This is a genomic window from Streptomyces ferrugineus, from assembly GCF_015160855.1.
Classification (GTDB): domain Bacteria; phylum Actinomycetota; class Actinomycetes; order Streptomycetales; family Streptomycetaceae; genus Streptomyces; species Streptomyces ferrugineus.
Genome location: NZ_CP063373.1, coordinates 9,018,268 through 9,039,972 on the forward strand (window position 1 = coordinate 9,018,268; position 21,705 = coordinate 9,039,972).

Annotated in this window: 14 protein-coding genes; 5 read left to right on the plus strand and 9 right to left on the minus strand. The window is 73.2% G+C overall.

Annotated elements, in window-relative coordinates; translation table 11 throughout:
- Complete coding sequence (locus IM697_RS40040) at positions 1-1,845, minus strand: cell division protein PerM (RefSeq protein WP_194041791.1); 1,845 nt, start codon at positions 1,843-1,845, stop codon at positions 1-3.
- A 45-nt stretch (positions 1,846-1,890) separates the two neighbouring features.
- On the opposite strand from IM697_RS40040, the gene IM697_RS40045 reads away from it, so the two are divergent.
- Positions 1,891-2,820, plus strand: a complete 930-nt coding sequence (locus tag IM697_RS40045) for a SigE family RNA polymerase sigma factor (protein ID WP_194041793.1) — start codon at positions 1,891-1,893, stop codon at positions 2,818-2,820.
- A gap of 114 nt (positions 2,821-2,934) precedes the next feature.
- Here IM697_RS40045 and sucD read toward each other — a convergent pair whose 3' ends face one another.
- From sucD to IM697_RS40080, 7 genes are all read right to left on the minus strand, one after another.
- Complete coding sequence (gene sucD / locus IM697_RS40050; RefSeq protein WP_194041795.1) at positions 2,935-3,819, minus strand: succinate--CoA ligase subunit alpha; 885 nt, start codon at positions 3,817-3,819, stop codon at positions 2,935-2,937.
- 27 nt (positions 3,820-3,846) lie between these two features.
- Positions 3,847-5,025 carry an ADP-forming succinate--CoA ligase subunit beta gene (sucC, locus tag IM697_RS40055; RefSeq protein WP_194041797.1) on the minus strand — a complete coding sequence of 393 codons (1,179 nt, stop codon included), beginning with the start codon at positions 5,023-5,025 and terminating at the stop codon, positions 3,847-3,849.
- Between the two features lie 501 nt (positions 5,026-5,526).
- On the minus strand, positions 5,527-7,794 hold the full coding sequence (locus tag IM697_RS45260) for a hypothetical protein (protein WP_228044361.1): 2,268 nt from the start codon (positions 7,792-7,794) through the stop codon (positions 5,527-5,529).
- A 287-nt stretch (positions 7,795-8,081) separates the two neighbouring features.
- A complete protein-coding gene (locus IM697_RS40065) occupies positions 8,082-9,191 on the minus strand; it encodes a hypothetical protein (protein WP_194041799.1) in 1,110 nt (369 codons plus the stop codon).
- 272 nt (positions 9,192-9,463) lie between these two features.
- A complete protein-coding gene (locus IM697_RS40070) occupies positions 9,464-10,627 on the minus strand; it encodes a vWA domain-containing protein (RefSeq protein WP_194041801.1) in 1,164 nt (387 codons plus the stop codon).
- Positions 10,628-10,778: 151 nt separating this feature from the next.
- The gene (locus tag IM697_RS40075; RefSeq protein WP_407699580.1) at positions 10,779-13,472 is read right to left on the minus strand and encodes a DUF5682 family protein; all 2,694 of its coding nucleotides are present in this window, start codon (positions 13,470-13,472) and stop codon (positions 10,779-10,781) included.
- Positions 13,473-13,663: 191 nt separating this feature from the next.
- Positions 13,664-14,794: an ATP-binding protein gene (locus IM697_RS40080; protein WP_194041803.1), complete on the minus strand. Its 1,131-nt coding sequence runs from the start codon at positions 14,792-14,794 to the stop codon at positions 13,664-13,666.
- Between the two features lie 155 nt (positions 14,795-14,949).
- Between IM697_RS40080 and IM697_RS40085 the strand changes: the two genes are divergently transcribed.
- Together IM697_RS40085 and IM697_RS40090 are read left to right on the plus strand one after the other, a co-directional pair.
- Positions 14,950-16,305, plus strand: a complete 1,356-nt coding sequence (locus IM697_RS40085; RefSeq protein ID WP_194041805.1) for an SWIM zinc finger family protein — start codon at positions 14,950-14,952, stop codon at positions 16,303-16,305.
- Between the two features lie 84 nt (positions 16,306-16,389).
- A complete protein-coding gene (locus IM697_RS40090) occupies positions 16,390-18,027 on the plus strand; it encodes a DUF5691 domain-containing protein (RefSeq protein ID WP_194041807.1) in 1,638 nt (545 codons plus the stop codon).
- A gap of 17 nt (positions 18,028-18,044) precedes the next feature.
- Here the strand turns inward: IM697_RS40090 and IM697_RS40095 are convergent, their stop codons facing one another.
- Complete coding sequence (locus tag IM697_RS40095) at positions 18,045-18,461, minus strand: coenzyme B12-dependent isobutyryl CoA mutase small subunit (protein ID WP_194041809.1); 417 nt, start codon at positions 18,459-18,461, stop codon at positions 18,045-18,047.
- 583 nt (positions 18,462-19,044) lie between these two features.
- On the opposite strand from IM697_RS40095, the gene IM697_RS40100 reads away from it, so the two are divergent.
- A complete protein-coding gene (locus tag IM697_RS40100; protein WP_194041811.1) occupies positions 19,045-19,905 on the plus strand; it encodes an esterase/lipase family protein in 861 nt (286 codons plus the stop codon).
- A gap of 236 nt (positions 19,906-20,141) precedes the next feature.
- A complete protein-coding gene (locus IM697_RS40105; RefSeq protein WP_228044362.1) occupies positions 20,142-21,644 on the plus strand; it encodes a M23 family metallopeptidase in 1,503 nt (500 codons plus the stop codon).
- Positions 21,645-21,705: the final 61 nt, after the last annotated feature.

The following is a 21,705-nucleotide window of genomic DNA, read 5'->3' on the forward strand; positions in this document are numbered from 1 at the left end:
TCAGGTCGGGGGCTGTGGTTCTTCGGGCGGGTTCGGTGGGGGCGGTGCCTCGGGGTCGTCCGGTGCGTCGAGGGTGAGCTGCGCGTGCGCGGCATCGGAATCCGCATCGTCATCGGCGTCGGCATCGGCATCGGCATCGGACGAGGCGCCGGTGCTCGGTGATTCCGTGGCGGCCGGCGGGTCCGGTGGCTCCGGCGTCGGGGCGGTGGGTGAGAAGTCGTCCGGCTCGAAGGTCGTGTCGTGGTCGTACGTCCCGTACGGAACGGCCGGATCGTAGGACGCGTACTGAGGGTCCTCGCCGTACGCCGTCACCGCGGCGCCCTCGACGTCGGCCTGCGGCGCGGTGTCCGTCGCCCCGGCACCGCCCGCTCCCGCCTCCGCGGGCTCGCCCGACTCCGCCACCGCCGGGCCGTCCTCCCCCGGCCCCGCCACCCGGGGCTTGCCGATCCGCGCCCCCCGCGTATCGCTCACCGGTTCCGCCCGGCGCCCCCCCATCCAGCACCGCCAGCCCCGTACCACCACCGCCACCGGAACCGCCACGAACGCGACCCACCCCAGCGTCGCCGCCCCCGTCTGCCACCACACCGGCCCGAACCGAGCGAGCAGCCCCACCCCCAACGGCCCACCCGACAGCGTGGCCAGCACGGCGACCAGGACCGCGCAGAACACGGCGGCGAGTACGGCGGTCCCGGCGGTCCGCCCGGGCGACCAGGTCACGGGAGCCACCGGCCGGGGTTCGGACCGGGGTTCGGACCGGGGTTCGGACCAGATCGTCGCGCCCGCCTCCCCGCCCCCCAGCCCATCCCCCCACCTCGCCGCGAACCACCCCACCACCATCCCCACCACAACCGGCAGCACCCCGACCACCCACCGCAGCGGCCCCGCGACCGCCGTCTCCGGCACGGCCTCCAGCAGGGGAAACGGCGGGAGCAAGGGGGCCGGTGCCGAGGACAGCGGCCCCACCACATGTCCCGTCCCGAGCACGAACCCGGGACCGAGGGCATAGGACGCCGCCCACATCGCCGCGTTCGGCACGAGCGCCGCGCACAGCAGCAGTACCGCGAACCGCCCCGACCACCCCTGGGTCAGCTCCAGGAAGGACGTCCGTACCGCCCCGCCGTGCCACACCAGCGACCCGGCCACCAGCAGCGCCCCACCCCCGGCCAGCGCAGCCACCCCGGCCCCCGCCGCCCGCGCCGCCGCGCCGACCCGGGCCCGTCCCTCCACCCCGGGCACCAGCCGCCGCACCCGCGCCGGCAGTACGACCAGCAGACCGTCCACCGTCTCGGGCCGCCGTTCGCACGCCGCCCACACCCCCACCCCGGCGGCCCCCATCGCGACCAGCGGCACCCGCACCGCCGTCCACCACCACGCCGGCCGCAGCTCACCCCCGGCCGCGTACACCGCGGCGGCCGCGCCGACCGCGAGGTAGCCGAGCACGACGCCCGCCCACGCCGTACGGATCGACGCCAGCGGCACCCCCTCGCCGCCGTCCGCCGCCGCGTCCCGCGCCGCCCGGTGCACCAGCCACACCGGCAGCGCGAGCAGCAGCAGCGGGGTGACACCGACCGGCGCGGGGACGCCGGAAAGCGTGTCGGTGCGGACCAGTTCGGCGCCGTGCGCCAACAGCCACAGCACGGAGGCGATCCGCAGCGCCCCGCCCGGTCCGCTGTCCGGGTACGGCGAGCTGATCCACAGCACGATCACCACCACGGCGAACACACCGAGCCCCAGCCCGGCCGCCACCGCACCGCTGAAGAGGCTGGCGCCCAGCCCGGGCGTCCGGCGGCGCACGCGTGTGAGCAGGGACGTTCTGCGAGCGGTCATCTCGATCACACGCGCCATGCTCCCAACGACACGCGCTTTTGCCTCGTAACAGGCGAACCTCCGATGTGTCGCTCAATATATGTTTATGTTCTTTTTCGTACGAAAGGGTGTCACGTGTACCTGGTCGAGGAGACGGAGGTTCAGAACCCCGCAGAGGAGCCCGAGGTGACGGCAGATCAGCCCGTCGAGCGGACCCGCCTGACACCCGCCCAGGCCTTCGACGCGCTCTACGCGTTCTGCGCCCCGGCCCTCGTACGGCAGACCTATCTGCTCACCGGGCGCCGTGAACTCGCCCGCGAGTCGGTCGAGCGGGCCTTCCAACTCGCCTGGCAGCGCTGGCCGGAGGTGGCCCGCGACCCGGATCCGGCGGGCTGGGTGCGGGCGACGGCGTACGACTTCGCGCTCTCCCCCTGGCACCGGTTCCGCCCCCGCTACCGGCACCCCGAACCGCCGCCCTCGGACGCCTTGAACCGCGCCCTGCTGGACGTACTGCTCCAACTGCCGGCAGCCCAGCGCCGCACGCTCGTCCTCTACGACGGTGTGGGCCTCGACCTGCCCGAGACGGCGGCCGAGACGGAGGCGAGCACCCCGGCCACCGCCAACCGCCTGATGCACGCCCGCACCGCGGTCGCCACCCGCCTGCCGGACCTGTCCGACCCCACGGAACTCCACCGCCGCCTGGCCGAACTGGCCGCGACGGAACGTCTGCGCGCCGCCAAGCCGACGACGGTCCGCGAGGGCAGCGAACACCGGGCCCGCTTCTGGACCCGCGCCGCCATCGCGTTCACGGTGACCCTCATCGGCACGACGGCGCTGACCCTGCGGACCGCGCCGACGCAGTACGAGGCACCGGTGCCGCCGGGGTCGACGGTGCGGGGGGTGCCGCCGAGGATGGCGCCGGGGCCGCTGTCGGACAAGGAGCTGAAGCTCCGGGAGAAACTCCGCGCGGAGATCGCCCACGGCCCGGAGCGGCTGAGCCCGCGGGCCGGCTAGCGACAGCCCGGCGCCGGAGACAACGCCGTGGGCCCGCGCCCGCACGACAACGCCGTGGGCCCGCCCCCACGCGGGGGACGGGCCCATCAACGTTCAGCCGAGTGCCGTAGAGACTCAGCCGCCCAGGATCTCGCGCGCCAGCTTCGCCGTCTCGGTCGGCGTCTTGCCGACCTTGACGCCCGCGGCCTCGAGGGCCTCCTTCTTCGCCTGGGCGGTGCCCGACGAACCGGAGACGATGGCGCCGGCGTGACCCATGGTCTTGCCCTCCGGCGCGGTGAAGCCCGCGACGTAGCCGACGACCGGCTTGGTCACGTTCTCCTTGATGAAGGCCGCGGCCCGCTCCTCGGCGTCGCCGCCGATCTCACCGATCATCACGATCAGGTCGGTGTCGGGGTCGGCCTGGAACGCGGCGAGCGCGTCGATGTGCGTGGTGCCGATGATCGGGTCGCCACCGATGCCGACGGCGGTCGAGAAGCCGATGTCGCGCAGCTCGTACATCATCTGGTACGTCAGCGTGCCGGACTTCGAGACCAGGCCGATACGGCCCGGCTTGGTGATGTCGCCCGGGATGATGCCGACGTTCGAGCCGCCCGGGGTGATGATGCCGGGGCAGTTCGGGCCGATGATGCGGGTCTTGTTGCCCTTCTTGCCGGCGTACGCCCAGAAGGCGGCCGAGTCGTGCACGGCGATGCCCTCGGTGATCACGACGGCCAGCGGGATCTCGGCGTCGATGGCCTCGACGACCGCGTCCTTGGTGAACTTCTCCGGCACGAAGATGACGGAGACGTTGGCGCCGGTCTTCTCGATGGCGTCCTTGACGGTCCCGAAGACGGGTACCTCGGTGCCGTCGAAGTCCACGGTCTGACCCGCCTTGCGCGGGTTGACGCCGCCCACGACGTTGGTGCCGTCACCGAGCATGAGCTTGGTGTGCTTCATGCCGGTGGCGCCCGTCATGCCCTGGACGATGACCTTGCTGTCCTTGTTGAGCCAGATAGCCATGGTGTTTGGTGTCCTCGTCCTGAGTGCTTACTTGGCGGCGTGGGCCAGCTCGGCGGCCTTGTCGGCCGCGCCGTCCATGGTGTCGACGCGCTGGACCAGCGGGTGGTTGGCGTCGGTGAGGATCTGTCGGCCGAGCTCGGCGTTGTTGCCGTCGAGACGGACGACGAGCGGCTTGGTGACCTCCTCGCCGCGGTCCTCCAGCAGCTTCAGGGCCTGGACGATGCCGTTGGCGACCTCGTCACAGGCGGTGATGCCACCGAAGACGTTGACGAACACGGACTTGACGTCCGGGTCGCCGAGGATGATCTCCAGACCGTTGGCCATGACCTGGGCGGAGGCGCCACCGCCGATGTCCAGGAAGTTGGCCGGCTTGACGTTGCCGTGGTTCTCACCGGCGTACGCGACGACGTCCAGGGTCGACATGACCAGACCCGCGCCGTTGCCGATGATGCCGACCTCGCCGTCGAGCTTGACGTAGTTGAGGTTCTTCTCCTTGGCGGCGGCCTCGAGCGGGTTGGCCGCGGCCTTGTCGTGCAGCTCGTCCCAGTCGTGGCGGAACTCGGCGTTGTCGTCGAGCGACACCTTGCCGTCCAGGGCGATGACGTCACCGGAGGCGACCTTCGCGAGCGGGTTGACCTCGACGAGGAGGGCGTCCGACTTGATGAAGGTGTCCCACAGCGTGACGAGGACGTTCACGACCTTGTCGGCGACCTCGGCCGGGAACTTGGCGGCCTCGACGATCTCGCGGGCCTTGGCCTCGTCCACGCCGTCGATGGCGTCGATCGCGATCTTGGCGACGGCCTCCGGACGGGTGGCCGCCACCTCCTCGATCTCCACGCCGCCCTCGACGGAGGCGATGGAGAGGAAGGTGCGGTTGGCACGGTCGAGGAGGAAGGAGACGTAGTACTCCTCCAGGATCTCCGGGGCCGTCTCGGCGATCATGACCTTGTGGACCGTGTGGCCCTTGATGTCCATGCCGAGGATGTCGGTCGCCCGGGCGACGGCCTCGTCCGCGCTCGCGGCGAGCTTGACGCCGCCGGCCTTGCCGCGGCCGCCGACCTTCACCTGTGCCTTGACGACGGACTTGCCACCGAGGCGCTCAGTGGCTGCGCGGGCCGCCTCAGGCGTGTCGATGACTTCACCGGCCAGCACCGGTACATCGTGCTTGGCGAAGAGGTCCCTCGCCTGGTACTCGAACAGGTCCACGCGCTTCCGTCCCTATCAGTGATCTCGCGGTTCGTTGTCTGCGTGGGCGTGCCGCGAGGGCAACGTGACGTCCGCTGTCTGTCACAAGGGAGGCGCACACGGTGTCCGAGCGCGCGGCATGTCCGTCTCGCAGGTTATCGCTGCTTGCGGGGGGCCTCTAAATCGCGGGTCACACCTGAGCGGTGATACCTGTCACACGATGCCGCCAGCAGCGGGGATCACTGGCACGGCGTGCCGACTGTGAGGTGTCCGGAGGGCGACATGGCAGGACCTCACCGGGTTGGGGTTGACCCGGTGAGGTCCTTTGAACAGCCCTGAGGGGCACGAATGGGCCGCCCCTTCGGGCTCTGGGCGGGCGATCCCCACCCCAATGGGGATCACCGCGCCCTTCCGCGGGGTTCCGGCCGGAGCGGCCGACGGCTTTCGGCCGCCCGGGGTCGTCTGCCCCGCGGAGTCGGCTGGCCTCACCCAGTGGCCCGGGTGGCGTGGGTGAGGTGGGAATCAGATGCCGTGGGTGCCACCTTGGTGGAGGTCCTGCGCGTAGCCCGGGGTGGCCGAGTGGGCCACGCCCCGCACGCCCGCGGCGGCGTTGCCCGCCAGCGGGCCGGCCGAGCCCTGGACCGTGCCGGTCACGTCCGCGGCGAAGGGCGCGGCCTGCCCGGCGACCCCGTGCACGAAGGGGTCGACCTCGCCGACGACCCCGCCCGCGAACGGCTGCACATCACCGGTCACGCCGTACGCCAGGGCGGTGGCGCTGCCGCCGACGCCCTGCGCGACCGGCTGGACGGTGTCCACGACCGCGTCGACGACGGGCCGCACAGCGCCGGTGACGCCGTACTCGAACGGCTGCACCTGCGCGGCGACCCCCTCGGCGAAGGGAACGGCCTGCCCGGCCACCCCCTGCGCGAACGGGTCGACCTCGCCGACGACCCCACCCGCGAACGGCTGCGCATCACCGGTCACGCCGTACGCCAGGGCCGTGGCGTCCGCGCCGGCCTGCCCGGCGACCGGCACGACGCCGTGCACGGCGGTGTCGACGACGGGCGGCAGGACCGTGCCGGTGCCCTCCGCGGCGACCTGGCCGACCAGACCGGTGGCGTAGGACGGCACATCGGCGGCGAGGCCCTGCGCGACCGGCTGTACGTCGGCGACGGTGCCGGAGGCGATGGGCTGTACGTCGGCGACGGTGCCGTGGGCGATGGGCTGTGCGTCCGTGACGGTGCCGTGAGTGAAGTGGTGTACGTCCGCGACGGTGCCGGAGGCGAAGTGGTGTACGTCACCGACCGCGCCGTGGGCCACCGGCTGCACGCCCTGCACGGCCCCGCCGGCGACCGGCTGGACGCCGGCGATGGCACCGGTGGCCACGGGCTGGACATCGGCGACGACGCCGTACGCCAGCCCGGTCGCGGCGCCGACCGTGTGCCCGGCGGTCCGGGCGACCCCGCCCACGGCGCCGTGCGCGACCGGAACCACACCGTCCACCGCCTGGCCGACGACGGGCCGCACACCGGTCACCGCACCGCCGGCCGCGGACTGAACGCTGTCCACCGCGTTCACGGCGACCGGGGTCACCCCGGCCACGGTGTCGTCGGCGACGAGGCCGACACCGGCGACGGCGTGCCCGGCGGCCGGGACCACACCCTCGACCGCATGCCCGGCAACCGGGACGACGCCGTGCACGGCCTCGGTGGCGAGGGGCGGGACGACCGCGTCGGTGGTCTGCTGCACGACGGGGGTGATTGTGCCGGGGACGGAGGCGACCGTGCGAGTGACGTGCTGCTGGGCGCCGGTGACTGCGTCGGTGGCGTGCTGGTGGACTCCGGTGACCGTGCCGGTGACCTGCTGCTCCACGCCGCCCACCGTGCCCACGACCCGCTGCTCCACGCCGCCCACCGTGCCGGTGACATGGCTCGGGACGGCGGAGACGGAGGCCTCGGCGGCCGATGTGACGGCGGTGGCCCGGTCGGTGGCGAGGGACTGGGCGGTCGATGCCGCGTGCCCGGTCCTGCCGTCGGCGTGGGCGACCGCGGCATGCGCGACGTCACCGACGCCCGCCGCGGTACGCCCCGCACCGGCCACGGCGTACTGCGCCTTCGTCCGTACGACGCCCTCCACGCCCTGCGCCTGCGAACGCGCCGCCGCCTCCGTGCCCTGCAGCTTCGTCTGGGCCGCGGCGAGCGCCTGCTCCAGCTCGGGGGCGAAGGCGGCGAGGGGGCCGAAGAGGTAGTCGACGGTGCCGGGGGTCTCGGGGGCGTCCTGAGGGAGCCGGGCCGTGTCCCCGGCGTGGGCGGCGGCATCGGCGGCCGCGGAGACGTCGGCCTCGGCGTGCGCGCCGGCCTGCGCCGCCGCCTTGTCCGCGCGGGCGGCCTTGGCGCCCTGGATGACCTGGGCCGCGCCCTTGGCCTTGGCGGCCTTCGCGGCGGAGGGCACCGTGACCTTGGCGTCGACGTAACTCCGGGCCTGGTCGGCGGTGTTCGCGGGCGTGGTCTTGGCCGTACGGGTGGTGTCGTCGACCGTGTCGGTGACGCCGGCGACGGTGTCCGTCACCCCGGAGACGACGCCGTTGACGGTGTCGGTGACGCCGCCGAGGAGGCCGGAGGCATCGGCGCTGTCGGCCGCGTCGGTCACTTCGGTCCCGTCAGTGGGCTGGTCCGGTACGGAGAGGGTGGAGGCGGGCAGCTCGTCCGCGCTGGCGGCGGCCGAACCGAGCGCCCACGCGCCGGTGACGCCGGCGGCTATGACGATCGAGCGGCGGATGTTCTTGTTCATGCGTGCGTCGGATCCCTAGATCTTGGGGCTCCGAAGGTCCCGGAGCGTCGGAGAAGGAAAGCTCCGGGACTTCGGATGGTTTGGGGACATTCCGGCGCCGTTTCCGGTCGCGGTCCGGGGAGTTGGGGACCAGCGGACCGGAAACGACCCCAGCGGCGTCCATCCGGGACCGGGAAGGCGTTCGGACGGACGGGCGGACCTGTTTCCGCCCCCGCGCGGCAGGTCGGCGGCGGGGAGGGCGGCCCGATGACCCAATGACGTCGGGCCTCGGGCCTCGGGCCCGCTCCCTACGCGGGGGAAACCGGAATGTCCCGGTGCCGGTCCTTGATCTCGTCCGCTTCGACACGCGCCGGGGCGCCGGGCACCAGTCCCAACGCCACCCGCCGGCTCAACGAGACCGCGTGCGCGTCCCCGTGCCTCGGCCCACCGTTGTCACCCGCCGCGTGGTTGCCCAGCACACCGCCCGGGTTTTCGGACGGCGCCTGGTAGGCGGGGGCGGAACCGGAGGGCGCGGTGCGGTGTGCTCCGCCGAGCGCCGGGGTGTGGGACGCGGTGGCGTCGGCGATGAAGTGGGGGCCGTGGGCGAGGGCTGTCTCCTTGCCGGTACGCCCCGTGGCGGCGGGTTCGTCACCGGACCCGGGCAGGTCCGGCCCCGGCTGCGGCGTCCCGGTGACGGGAGCCGGCAACGTGTGCCCGGGCAGCGCGGGAACCTCGGCGCCCGGAAAGTCCGGGAACCCGGGAAGCACGGGAAGCTCGAACCCGGGCCAGCTCGGCCAGTCTCCGGGCGACTCGGGCGCCGTCGGCAGCACGGGCAAGGACGCCAACGGCGGCACCTTCGCCCGCACCTCGGCCAGCCCCTCGGCAAGCCCCTCGGTCACCGTCCGCACGACATCGCCGACCGGCCGCACGACGTGGGTGCGGATGGGCTGGGTGCCGTGGTCGGTCACGGGGTCGAGGAGCCGACCGCCGTTGGGCTGGGGGTCCTGGGGCTGAGGAGCCGGGTCCTGGGGTGCCTCGGGCTGAGGAGCTCGGTCCTCGTGGTTCGGGGGAACCGCCGGCTTGGCCGACGGCCCCGCCGACTCACCCTGCGCCCCGGGCTGGGCGGGCGGGCTCAGGAGCCGCTCGACCGTGCCCTCCGCCGACGACCGGAGCACGCCCGACGCTTTGGCCGCCGTGTCCGAGGCAGCCGAGGTAGCCGACGCAGCCGACGTGATCGACTTTCCCGACGCGGACGAAGCCCCCGCCGACACCCCGTCCGCCGCATACGCCCGTTCCCCGCAAAGGAACCCAAGAGCGAGCAGACCACCCACCACCAGCGCCAGTCGCAGCGCACGCCGCCCGGCCGCGATGCGCAGGACGCGCACGGCGGCACCGGGCGAGGTGGCTGGCCAGGTCAAGACGGGGTGGTCCTCCCATGCGGCGGAACGAAGTACAGGTGACGAGCGGCGAGTCGGCTGGACACGCTCGGTACGGGCGGCGCGACGGCGCACCGTTGAAGAGACATCGATCCTTGCACGCCCCTCCTGCGGTCGCGCAAGCCCCCCGCTACCGATGCGTACTCATGTCCGTTTTGCTGGCGCAAGTCGGTCGTCACCACGTCGACAAATCACCGGTAATTCCTGGCCAATCCCCCTCGCCGTCGCCTCGCCATCGCCTCGCCGCTCCCTCGTCACACCGCGTCCGGCACCGGGATCGGCCGCTTCTCGATGGCCGCCGCCATCACCTCCGGGAACAGGTCGGGCGTACACGCGAAGGCCGGTGCCCCCAGCGCGGCGAGCGCGGCCGCGTGATCCCGGTCGTATGCCGGCGCCCCCTCGTCCGACAGCGCCAGCAGGGCCACGAACTGCACCCCCGACGCCTTCATCGCGGCCACCCGCTTGAGCATCTCGTTCCGTATACCGCCCTCGTACAGATCACTGATCAGCACCACCACCGTCTCCGCGGGCCGGGTGATCTGCGACTGGCAGTACGCGAGCGCCCGGTTGATGTCCGTGCCGCCGCCGAGCTGTGTGCCGAAGAGCACGTCGACCGGGTCGTCGAGCTGGTCGGTGAGGTCGACGACCGAGGTGTCGAAGACGACGAGCCGCGTGTTGATGGACCGCATGGACGCGAGCACCGCCCCGAACACCGAGGCGTACACCACGGACGCCGCCATCGACCCCGACTGGTCGATACAGAGGACGACTTCCTTCTTCACCGACTGCGACGCCCGCCCGTACCCGATGAGCCGCTCCGGCACGACCGTCCGGTACTCCGGCAGATAGTGCTTGAGGTTGGCCGCGATCGTGCGGTTCCAGTCGATGTCGTGGTGGCGCGGCCGGCTGATGCGGGCACTGCGGTCCAGGGCTCCGGTGAGCGTGGCCCGGGTGCGGGTGGCGAGCCGCTTCTCCAGGTCCTCGACGACCTTGCGCACGACGGCCCGCGCCGTCTCCTTCGTGCTCTCCGGCATCGCCTTGTTGAGCGACAGCAGCGTGCCGACGAGATGCACGTCCGCCTCGACCGCCTCCAGCATCTCCGGCTCCAGCAGCAATGTGTTCAGCCCGAGCCGGTCGATGGCGTCCCGCTGCATGACCTGGACGACGGACGAGGGGAAGTACGTCCGGATGTCCCCGAGCCACCGCGCCACGGACGGCGCCGACGCCCCGAGCCCCGCCGAACGGTCCTTCCCCGACTGCCCCTTGTCCCCCTTCCCGTAGAGCGCGGTCAGCGCCCCGTCCATCGCGGCGTCCTTCCCGGAGAGCGCGCACCCGGTGCCGTCGGCGTCGTCGCCACCCAGCACCATCCGCCACCGCCGCAGCCGCTCCCCGGCCGGATCCATCGCCTCGGTCGTCATCGGCACGCTCCCTCTCGAGGCCGCTCCCACAGCGGGATCACCGGCACGGTCGTGGTCGTCTGCCGCCCCCGCGCCGCGAACCCGTGCGGCTGTCTCCCGGCACTCACCACTCCGGCCCGCTGCTTGCTCGACTCCCTCACTCCACCTGTCGTCATCCCGCCGCCCCCACAAGGCCGTTGTCCGCGAGGCCGCTTGCCGCGTCCTCTCCCACTTCCACCGGGTCCAGCCCCAACAGCAGCCGCACCACCGGCAGCACCGCGTCCGCCCGCTCGAGGTCGACCTCGGCCCCGAATCCGGGTATGCCGGAACCGCCGACCGCCGCACGCCCCCGCTCCCCCGGCCCACGCCGAACCAGTTCCCCCAAGGTCCGGCGCACCCCCGGCTCATACGCCGAGAAGGTCCGCCGCAGCAGTGGCAGCACGTCCGTGAACGCCTCCGCCGGCACCCCCGTCAGCCACGCGTCGACCAACCCGAGCAGCCGCTCGTCGTGCACGAGCAGCATCCCGCCGCCCGAACCCCCACCGACGAACCCCTCGATCCACGCGGCCGCCTCCCCCGGCGGCGTCCCCGGCGACAACGCGAGTCCCATCAGCCGCGCCGCCTCGTCCTGCGCCAACTCCCCGTCATCCAGCAGCAACCGCACGGCCCGCCCCCTGATGACACCGGGCACGCTGTCCCGCACGGACAGCACTCGAAGCACCACATGCCAGCGCTTGCGCAGGTCGCCGTGGCCGAGGGCGGTGGGCGTGCTGCCGGGGGCGCCGTGCCCAAGAGACTCCGACGGGCTGCCCTCATCCCCCTGCCCGGGCGCGAGACCCGCCTCCCGCGTGTCGGCCCCCGAACTCACCGCATCGCCCAGCAACCCCACCGCCCCATGCACCGCATCCACATGGCGCCGCATCTCCTCGGCCGCGTCCGCGTCCAGCGAGGCGCAGGCCGGTGGCAGGCCGACGAAGACGCGCTCGGCGAGCCCCGCGGCGACCTCGGCGAGCGCCCCGGTGTCCGTGCCCCGCACATCTCCGTACCGCAGGGAGCGGACCAGCGCGGGCAGCGCCTGGGCGAGGTGGCCGACGTCGGCGTCGAGGGCGGCCCGGTCGGCGAGGACCCGCATCACCGTGGGCAACGCGTCCGGCAGTTCGGCCAGCAGGCAGCGCTCGGCCAGGGCGGTGACGTCGGCGAGGCCCTGAGCGGCGACGGCATCGGACTCCGCCTTGGCGGTCGCCGCGGCGTACACCGTGGTCCCCCACACCCCGGCCTCCGCGACCCGCACGGACAGCTCGGGCTCCCACCGCAACCGCCACGTCTCCCGGAACGTCCCCGTGCTCCCCCGTGACGCCACCGGCTCGCCCCACTCCACGCGCAGCAGCCGCAGCCGATGCAGCAGCCTGCTGCGCTCGGCGTCGTTGTCCTTGCGCAGGTCGAGCTCCAACTCCCGCTCCAGCGCCTCCGGCTTGAGCCGCAGCCGACGCTGGATCCGGTCGAGGTCCCGCTGCAACGGCACCGCCGGCGCCGACCGCGGCACCTCCCCCAGCACGTCCCCCACGACCAGCCGGTCCCTCACCAGCGCCAGCGGCACGTCGGAGCCCTCGCACATCACCGCCCGCACCGCGTCGGTCGTCTCGCTCAGCCCCGGCAACGGCCGCCCGCGCATCGCCGCCAGCGTCTCCGCCAGCCGCACCGCCTCGATGACATGCGCCGAGGACACGATCCGGTCCTCGTCCCGCAGCAGCCCGGCCACCTTGGTCATCCACCGCTCGACCGGCCGGTCCGGCGCGCCGAACAGATGCCCGTACCACCCCGGCGAGTCGATCCCCGCCCCGTACCCGCTGACCCGGGCCAGCCGGCGGTATGTCCACGGCACCCAGGTCATGTCGGCCTTGACCTTGGGCAGCCCCTTCAGCAGCGCCTTGTCGGCGGCCACGGTGCTCTTCTGCCGGAGCGCGGGCACGTGCCACGCCCCGCACACCACGGCCACGTCGTCCCCGAACTCCCGCTGCGCGGCCCGCACCTGGAGCCGCATATGGGCCTCCCGCACCAGATCCCGCTCATGTCCCCCGCACCCATATGCCTCCCGCAACGCCCCCATGGCCTCTTCAAGCCCGAGAAACGGCGCGAACACGTCCCCGTCCCCGACCCCCCGGTGCTCGACGACGTCCTCCCACCACCGCTCGGGATCGTCATAACCGGCGACATCGGCGAGCACGGCGAGGGGATCCACCCAGACGTCGGCGCGAGGCCCGCTCGCATCGCCCGCGTCGGCATCGGCGTCTGCGTCTGCGTGGCCCTCCTCACCACCTCCGCTTCCCTCGGTCCCGGGCTGGGCCTCGTCCTGCTTGCCCCACGCCAACGTGTGCGTGGCCGGCAGGTCGATGAAGCGGGCCGGGACCCGGTGCTCCACGGCCCAGCGGATCGCGACCCACTCCGGGGAGAACTCGGCCAGCGGCCAGAAGGCCGAGCGGCCGGGCTCGTCCACGGCATGGGCGAGGAGGGCGACCGGCGGCCGCATCGCCTCGTCACCGGCGAGCGGGATCAGGGCATCGGCCTCCGGCGGCCCCTCGATCAGCACGGTCCGCGGCCGAGCCGCGTCCAACGCCGCCCGCACGGCCCGCGCCGACCCGGGCCCGTGATGCCGCACCCCGAGCAACAACGGCCCCGACGGCTTCACAGCCGGGGCGGAGACGGTCGACGGGTCCGACCCCGCCCGTCCCTCCACCGGCCCCGCACCCGCCCGCACCGCGCCGACGTCAGCCGACGGTCCCTCGACGACGCCCGCGTCCAGTCCCCGGCTCACAGCCGCGTCAACGCCTGTCACTTCGGCCCCCTCGCCTTCGCCGCCATCACACATCGCCCCGCTCACACCGTCCGCGCTCACACCGTCCCCGCTCACACCGTCCGCGCGGCCCACACGTCCGCGTCAGCTCCGCGGCCACCCCGAGTCGTCACCCGTCACCGCCCCGACCGCATGGCCCACCGCCGCCACCGATCCCCTCGCCGTCGACCCGCCACGCGGGCGCCCCCACCCGAGGTCGTCGTCGTTCACGCGCTCACCTCCCGGCACGCGCGGTAGAAGTCCGTCCAGCCGTCGCGCTCGCGCACGACCGCCTCCAGGTACTCCTGCCAGATGACACGGTCGGCCGCCGGGTCGCGGACGACGGCGCCGAGGATGCCCGCGGCGACGTCCCCGGGGCGCAGGACTCCGTCGCCGAAGTGCGCGGCCAGAGCGAGGCCGTTGGTGACGACGGAGATCGCCTCCGCCGTCGAGAGCGTGCCGCTCGGCGACTTCAGCTTGGTGCGGCCGTCGGCGGTGACCCCGTCGCGCAGCTCACGGAAGACCGTGACGACCCGGCGGATCTCGTCGATGCCGTCGGGCGCCGCCGGCAGGTCGAGGGAGCGGCCGATCTGGTCGACGCGGCGGGAGACGATGTCCACCTCGGCCTCCGCGCTCTCCGGCAGCGGCAGCACGACCGTGTTGAAGCGGCGGCGCAGGGCGCTGGAGAGGTCGTTGACGCCCCGGTCGCGGTCGTTGGCCGTGGCGATCAGGTTGAAGCCGCGGACCGCCTGCACCTCCTGCCCCAGTTCCGGTATCGGCAGCGTCTTCTCCGACAGGATCGTGATCAACGTGTCCTGCACATCGGCCGGAATACGGGTCAGCTCCTCGACACGGGCCGTCATGCCCTCCGCCATGGCCCGCATGACGGGGCTGGGCACGAGGGCGTCGCGGCTCGGCCCGTGGGCGAGCAGCCGCGCGTAGTTCCAGCCGTACCGGATCGCCTCCTCCGGTGTGCCCGCGGTGCCCTGCACCAGCAGCGTCGAGTCGCCGCTGACCGCCGCGGCCAGGTGTTCGGACACCCAGGTCTTGGCGGTGCCGGGCACGCCGAGCAGGAGCAGGGCGCGGTCGGTGGCAAGGGTGGTGACGGCGACCTCGACGATGCGGCGCGGGCCGACGTACTTCGGTGTGATCACCGTGCCGTCCGGCAGTGTGCCGCCGAACAGATATGTGGCCACGGCCCACGGCGACAGCTTCCAGCGGGCCGGTCGCGGACGGTCGTCCTGCGCCGCCAGCGCCGCGAGTTCATGGGCGAACGCGTCCTCGGCATGCGGCCGCAACGCCTCGGTCGATTCCGTCCCGCCCGCTTCGACGGGCTTCGGCTCTACGGATACAGGCATGGCAAAGTCCCCCTCCAGCTCGGCCGGTTCAGCCGTTCTCGGATCTGGCACCAACCGTGCACCACGCCACTGACAACGCGCTCCGACCTGCACAAATGCCCTCGCGGGAGCGTCCGCCGGACCGATTGTCAGTGGTGGGACCTACCTTCGATGGCATGACTCAGCAGGGGGTGCGCTGGACCGCGGATCAGGTGCTGGCACTGGCGCCTGACGCCGCGTCGCGCAAAGCGGGAAGCAAACTCGGGGCGGCGGGGCCGTGGTCCGAGGCGGGCAGTGCCGACGAAGGGACGGTGTGGGGGCTGTGCAAGGGCAGTGGCAGCAAGCCGTATCAGACGGTCATCGACATCGCGGACGCGTCCGGGCCCGCGTACAAGTGCAGTTGCCCGAGCCGGAAGTTCCCGTGCAAGCACGCTCTCGGGCTGCTGCTGCTCTGGGCGGGCGGGGACGGTGCGGTGCCGCCGGGGCAGCCGCCGGACTGGGCGGAAGAGTGGATAAAGGGGAGAAGGCAGCGCGCCGAGGACAAGCGGTCGGCGGACGCGTCCGGTTCCTCGACGGGCTCCGCTGATCCGGAGGCGGCACGGCGCAGGGCCGAGCGCCGGGCGGTGCGGGTCACGGCAGGGGCCACGGAGCTGGAGCAGCGTCTGACGGATCTGCTGCGCGGCGGTCTGGCCGGCGCGGAACAGTCGGGGTACGGGCTGTGGGAGGAGACGGCGGCCCGCATGGTCGACGCCCAGGCACCGGGACTGGCCGCGCGGGTCCGGGAGTTGGGTGCGATCCCGGCGTCCGGCCCCGGCTGGCCGGTCCGTCTGCTGGAGGAGTGCGCCCTGCTCCACCTCCTCGACCAGGGCTGGCTGCGCCGCGAGCGCCTGCCCGCCGGTCTGGCGGACACGGTCCGCTCCCGTATCGGCCTGCCCGCCTCGGCGGACGGCCCACCCGTGCGGGACCGCTGGCTGGTCCTCGCCCAGTACGACACGGCCGACGTGAAACTGACGACCCGCCGGATCTGGCTGCACGGCGCGGACTCGGGCCGCACCGCGCTGCTCCTCTCCTACGGCGCCGCCGGCCGCGCCCCCGAGCTGACGCTGCCGGTGGGGCTGGCCCTGGACGCGGAGCTGACGGCGTACCCGGGTGCCGGCCAGCTCCGAGCGGCCCTGGGCGAGCAGTTCGCAGCGCCTGCTCCCGCGGCGATACGGCCACCGGGCCTGACCACGGCCGAGGCGACCGCCCGCTACGGCGTGGCGCTCCGCGACGACCCGTGGCTGGACTCCGTCCCGGTGACCCTGGACCGGGTCATACCGACCCCGGACGGCACCTCGTGGCAGCTCGCGGACGCCGACGCGGACACGGCCCTGCCGCTCACCCCGGCCGCCCGCGCCCGCCCGGGCCTGTGGCGTCTGGTCGCGCTGTCCGGTGGTGCGCCGGTGAAGGTGTTCGGCGAGTGCGGCCACCGCGGCTTCACCCCGCTGACGGCCTGGCCACAGGGCGCGGGCGACGCCGTACAGCTGTACTGAGCGACCACCCGGCCCACCCATGCCGCCCATCCCCCACCCCTTCCCACGGCGGCATCCAGCACTGAGAAAGAGAGGAATGACCCCATGAACAGTCCCTCCGTTCCCGTGGATTCGCCGGCGGCCAGCGCCTGGGAGGAGCTCGTCACGGCGGCGCTGCTCGGGACGGACCGGCGTACGCCACCGGGCTGTGCGCCGGGCCGGGAGGCGCCGGTGGCCCTGCTGGACGCGGCGGCCGCGGAGACCGTGCGGCGGCGGGCCGGGCTGCGGCCGGCGCCGGCGGCACAGCGTCCGCAGCCGGCGCCCGAGGATCCGCGCCCGGCGCTGCCCCCGGCGGCGGCCCGCCGGCTGGCGATGCTGCTGGCCGACCGTCCCGGCGCGGCCGGCGGCGGCCGCAGAGGCACCTCGCCCGACCTGGTGGAGCTGCTGCCGGAGTGGCTCGCGAGGGCGAACGACCGGGGCCTCGCCCCACCCCCCGAGGTGCTGCCCGCGTTGCTGGACGCGGCACGAGGGCGTACGGACCTGCGCCCGGCGGCGCTGACCTTCGCGGGCCCGCGCGCGGTGTGGCTCGCCCGGCTCAACCCGGACTGGCGGTTCGCCCTGCGCGCGACTCCGGGAGGCGGCGCGGCGCTGCCGCGTCTCGACGACTCGGCCAAGGTCCGACAGTTGTGGCAGGAGGGGCTGTTCGCGGAGCGGGTCGCCCTGCTGTCCGCGATACGCGCACGCGAGCCCGGCGCCGCGCGCGAGCTGCTGACCACGACGTGGGCGACGGAGCGGGCCGAGGACCGGTTGATGTTCCTCGACTCGCTGCGGACCGGGCTGGGCCCGGAGGACGAGCCGTTCCTGGAGCAGGCGCTGGCCGACCGGAGCCGCAACGTCCGGGCGACGGCGGCGGAGCTGCTGTCGGCCCTGCCGGGTTCGGCGCTCGCGGCACGGATGGCGGTGCGGGCCGGGGCCTGCGTTGCGCTGGATCACACGGGGGACGGGCCGGCGATCGGCGTCGAGGCGCCGCACGAGTGCGACGCGTCCATGGAGCGCGACGGGGTCGTGGCCAAGGCTCCGGCGGGCCGGGGTGAACGGTCGTGGTGGTTCGGTCAGTTGGTGGAGGCGGCGCCGCTGAGCACCTGGCCGGGCCGGCTGGGCGGGCGTACGCCCCGGGAGATCGTGGCGCTGCCGGTGACGGACGACTGGCGGGGCGAGTTGCACGCGGCGTGGTGCCGGGCGGCGGTGCGGCAGCGGGACGCCGAGTGGGCCAGGGCGCTGCTCGGTTCGCCCTCGGCCCCCGAGGCCGGCGGTCCGGGGGCGGTGTCGCTGGCCGAGCGAGCGAAGCTGCTGGGCACGCTGGGCCCGGCGGAGCGGGCCGAGTGGGTCGCGGGGTTCATCGCGACGCACGGTCTGTCGGAGGCGTTTCAGCTGCTCGGGGTGTGTGCGGCGCCGTGGGCCGCGCCGCTCGGGCGGGCGGTGGTCGACGCGCTCAACATCGCGCGGGACGCGGGGAGTTATCCATGGAGTTTCAGTGGAGTGATGGGCCTGGCCGAGCGCTGTCTGGACCCGGCCGAGGCGAGCCGCCTGGACGGCCTGCTGGCCGTGCCGGACGAGCCGGAGGACGCGTCGCCGGGGGCCGGCGGGTACTGGGCGGAGGCGTTCCAGCGGCTGGTCACGACGTTGCGCCTGCGAGGGGCCATGATCAAAGAGCTGGAACCACCCGGTCCGGCCGGCTTCTGAGGGCGAGCCCTGTCGGCCTAGGCTCCCGCCGGCTGACGCACATTCGCCCGCACCCAGTCCACGATCGACTGAGTGGTGGCCCCGGGCGTGAAGATCTCCGCGACGCCCTTCTCCTTCAGCGGGGAGATGTCGTCCTCGGGGATGATCCCGCCGCCGAAGACGAGGATGTCCTCGGCCTCACGCTCCTTGAGGAGGTCGATCACCGCGGCGAAGAGGGTGTTGTGGGCCCCGGAGAGGATGGACAGGCCGATCGCGTCGGCATCCTCCTGGATCGCGGTGTCGACGATCTGCTCGGGGGTCTGGTGAAGCCCGGTGTAGATGACCTCCATACCGGCGTCGCGCAGCGCTCGCGCGATCACCTTGGCCCCACGATCGTGGCCGTCGAGTCCAGGCTTGGCCACCACCACGCGGATCGGACCGGCTGCCACACCCATCACTGCCTCCATGAAGCGACTACATCCATCCGCACCGACGAGCACCGCTCATATCCGAGTATTGCGCCGCCGCGGCACGGACGCCCCGGGCCACGCTGCCCGAAGAAGTGAACGAACGTTATCGCCAGCATCCCGCAACCGGCAGTTTCGCGGTGCAGACAGAGGGGGAAATCACACGGTGGGACACGTTCGCCGCGCACCGTTCCACATCTCTGCGGCACACGGGCCGCAGCAGTCCGCGGCACGCGCGTCACAGCGGGACCAAGCGCAACGGGAGCCGCAACGAGGTCGCCGCACCACCGCGCCGCAGGGCCGCGCGACGTGGGGGTGCGGCGCATCGACGGTGGCACGAAGGGCACGTAGGGCAGGTAAGGCACGACAGCGGGGAAGCCTCGTCGCCACACCGGCAGGGAGCCCCGCCAGGTCATGGGCGCACCAAGGCCACCAGGGCCGGCTCACGCAGCGCGCGCCTCGCTTGCCCCACGCGCCCTCTTCATGCCCCCGCCGGCACCTCCGCCGCGACTTCCCACGAGGGCACACGGGGGCCGGAGCCGTCCTCCTACGTGCCGCAAGGAGGTCGGCCATGAAGGTCACCGGGGCAGCACTCCCCTTTCTCCCGCTCTACCGGCGCCTGCTCCCGAGCAGGCTCGCCGGCCTCTCCCTGGCCCTGCTGAAGGCGACCGCCCTGGAGATCGCGATCCTCGCCGGCCATCTCCTCCTCTACCCCTCCGGCATCACCCAGGAGCGCCGGACCACCCCCGCGCTCCCCCCACCGGACGCCACTCAGCTGCCGACCGAGACCAAACCCCCCGTCGTCCTGCTGCACGGCTTCATCGACAACCGCTCGGTCTTCGTCCTGCTGCGCCGCAGCCTGGCCCAGCACGGCAGGCACCAGGTCGAGTCGCTCAACTACTCCCCGCTGACCTGCGACATCCGCACCGCCGCCGAACTGCTCGGCCGGCACATAGAGGGGATCTGCGAGCGCACCGGCAGCCGGCAGGTCGACGTCGTCGGGCACAGCCTCGGCGGGCTGATAGCGCGCTACTACGTGCAGCGCCTCGGCGGTGACCGCAGGGTCCGCACGCTTGTCACGCTCGGCACCCCGCACTCCGGCACCCGTGTCGTCCCACTGGCCAACGCGCACCCCATCGTGCGCCAGATGCGCCCCGGCTCACCGATCCTCGAGGAGCTGGCCCGCCCCGCGCCCGGCTGCCGTACGCGTTTCGTGAGCTTCTGGAGCGACCTCGACCATCTGATGGACCCGCTGGAGACGGCCTGCGTCGACCACCCGGACCTGCTGGCGCAGAACGTCCGCGTGAGCGGCGTCGGCCATCTCGCCCTGCCGGTGCACCCCGCCGTCGCCACCGGAATCCGGCAGGCCCTCGACACCACCGGAACCGGAGCCGAGACCGCCGCCAAGGCCGACGGACTGACCGTGGCGTAGCCACCGATCACACGAGCCCCGACGGCCGTCCAACTTCGAACAATCTTCGAACACAAGACCAAACTCGCGCCCGCAGTCCGCCAAAACACGGCCGAATGCCCGTTTCCTGCGCGCGCGAAACCTGCCGAAGATTGTCGTGCCCGCGTACCGCCGGGTACAGTCGCCGCACTGCTCTGGCAGCCCCTGTTGTCGAGGCGAGAGAGAAGTTGGTGAACGATCGTCACCCGTCGGGGACCATGACGTCTCCGGCTTCGGCTTCCGATGCCGCCCAGGCGCACTACGCGTCGTACGGCGCCCAGGAAGCCCACTACGGTGACTCCACCACGTACGCCGGCTACGACTCCAACGGTTTTGCCACCGCCGGCCACGCCGCCCCCACCTTCGACGCGGACCCCCTGTTCGGCAGTCTCCCCGGCGAGAGCACGGGCGCGTACGACGCCACGCAGTGGTCCACGGGCAACCACCACACCCCGAACTACGACGCCTACGCGGCCCAGCACCACGCCGGCTACGACAGCGGCGCGTACGACACCGCGGCCTGGACGACCGACCACGAGCGCCTGGCCTTCGTTCCGCAGCAGGCCAACGGCCATGACGTCTCCGGCCAGTGGGACGCGAACGCCTGGCTCCAGACGGACCAGTCCGGCGCCCCGGCCGACCGGACCCAGCACTGGGAATGGGGCACGCAGACCTTCGACACCGGGGCGTACGACGCCACGCAGTGGAACTCCGACGGCGCCACCGGGCACACGACCGGCGACTACGAGCAGCCAGCAGAATCCTTCGACCAGCAGGCCACCGCGCACTTCGAGCAGATCGAGCACACCGGCCCCACGGGCTACGACGACCCGTCGCCGTACGACGATCCCGCCGCGTACGACCACCCGGCCCAGCACGACGCCGAGTTGACCACCACCGGCGAACTCCCCGCCCCGGCTCCCCTCCTCGACGGCCAGGAGGAGTCCACCCCGGCCCCCTCGCCGCGCGCCGCCTCCCGCAGCGGGGCACGTTCCCGTCGCCGTACGCCCCCCAAGCGCTCCGCGCTGCTGACGGTCGCCGTGCCCTCGGCGTGCGTGATGGGCGTCGCGGGCATCGCCGCCGCCTCCGTCGGCAGCCTGACCGACGACAAGGACGCGTCCACGCTGGCCTCGGACGGCGAGGCCGTGAAGCCGTCCACCGCGAACAACAAGCTGGACACCCAGCTCGAGAGCCTCTCCGCCGGCGCCGACGACTTCGCCGACCGTGCCAGCCGTACCCAGGAGCGCATCGACCTCAAGGCCCAGCAGGCGGCCGAGAAGCGCAAGGCCGCCGAGGAGGCGGCCCGCAAGGAGCGGCTGCGCCCCAAGTTCGCGATCCCGGTCGCGAACCACGGCCTGAGCGCCTATTTCGGGCAGTCCGGAATCAACTGGATGTCCGTGCACACCGGCATCGACTTCCCCGTCTCGTACGGCACGACCGTGATGGCCGCGACCGACGGCACCGTGCGGACGCAGTGGAACAGCGCCTACGGCAACATGATGATCGTGACCGCGAAGGACGGCACGGAGACGTGGTACTGCCACCTCTCCAGCTACCGTGTCGCCTCCGGTACGACGGTCAAGGCCGGCGACCCGATCGCGTACTCCGGCAACTCCGGCAACTCGACGGGCCCGCACCTGCACTTCGAGGTCCGGCCCGGCGGCGGCTCGGCGATAGACCCACTGCCCTGGCTCCGCAGCCACGGCCTCGACCCGACGTGAGCCACCTCAGCGACGCGTGACCACGACCTTGTGCGCCCCGCCCTCGGCAGGGGCGCACAGT

Coding starts and splice junctions, on each gene's coding strand:
- IM697_RS40040 (WP_194041791.1), bottom strand. CDS start 1,845: ATGGCGCGTGTGATCGAGATGACCGCTCGCAGAACGTCCCTGCTCACA.
- IM697_RS40095 (WP_194041809.1), bottom strand. CDS start 18,461: ATGGGTGTGGCAGCCGGTCCGATCCGCGTGGTGGTGGCCAAGCCTGGA.
- IM697_RS40090 (WP_194041807.1), top strand. CDS start 16,390: ATGAACAGTCCCTCCGTTCCCGTGGATTCGCCGGCGGCCAGCGCCTGG.
- sucD (WP_194041795.1), bottom strand. CDS start 3,819: ATGGCTATCTGGCTCAACAAGGACAGCAAGGTCATCGTCCAGGGCATG.
- IM697_RS45260 (WP_228044361.1), bottom strand. CDS start 7,794: ATGAACAAGAACATCCGCCGCTCGATCGTCATAGCCGCCGGCGTCACC.
- IM697_RS40045 (WP_194041793.1), top strand. CDS start 1,891: ATGTGTCGCTCAATATATGTTTATGTTCTTTTTCGTACGAAAGGGTGT.
- IM697_RS40085 (WP_194041805.1), top strand. CDS start 14,950: ATGACTCAGCAGGGGGTGCGCTGGACCGCGGATCAGGTGCTGGCACTG.
- IM697_RS40100 (WP_194041811.1), top strand. CDS start 19,045: ATGAAGGTCACCGGGGCAGCACTCCCCTTTCTCCCGCTCTACCGGCGC.
- IM697_RS40075 (WP_407699580.1), bottom strand. CDS start 13,472: ATGTGTGATGGCGGCGAAGGCGAGGGGGCCGAAGTGACAGGCGTTGAC.
- IM697_RS40070 (WP_194041801.1), bottom strand. CDS start 10,627: ATGACGACCGAGGCGATGGATCCGGCCGGGGAGCGGCTGCGGCGGTGG.
- IM697_RS40105 (WP_228044362.1), top strand. CDS start 20,142: ATGACGTCTCCGGCTTCGGCTTCCGATGCCGCCCAGGCGCACTACGCG.
- IM697_RS40080 (WP_194041803.1), bottom strand. CDS start 14,794: ATGCCTGTATCCGTAGAGCCGAAGCCCGTCGAAGCGGGCGGGACGGAA.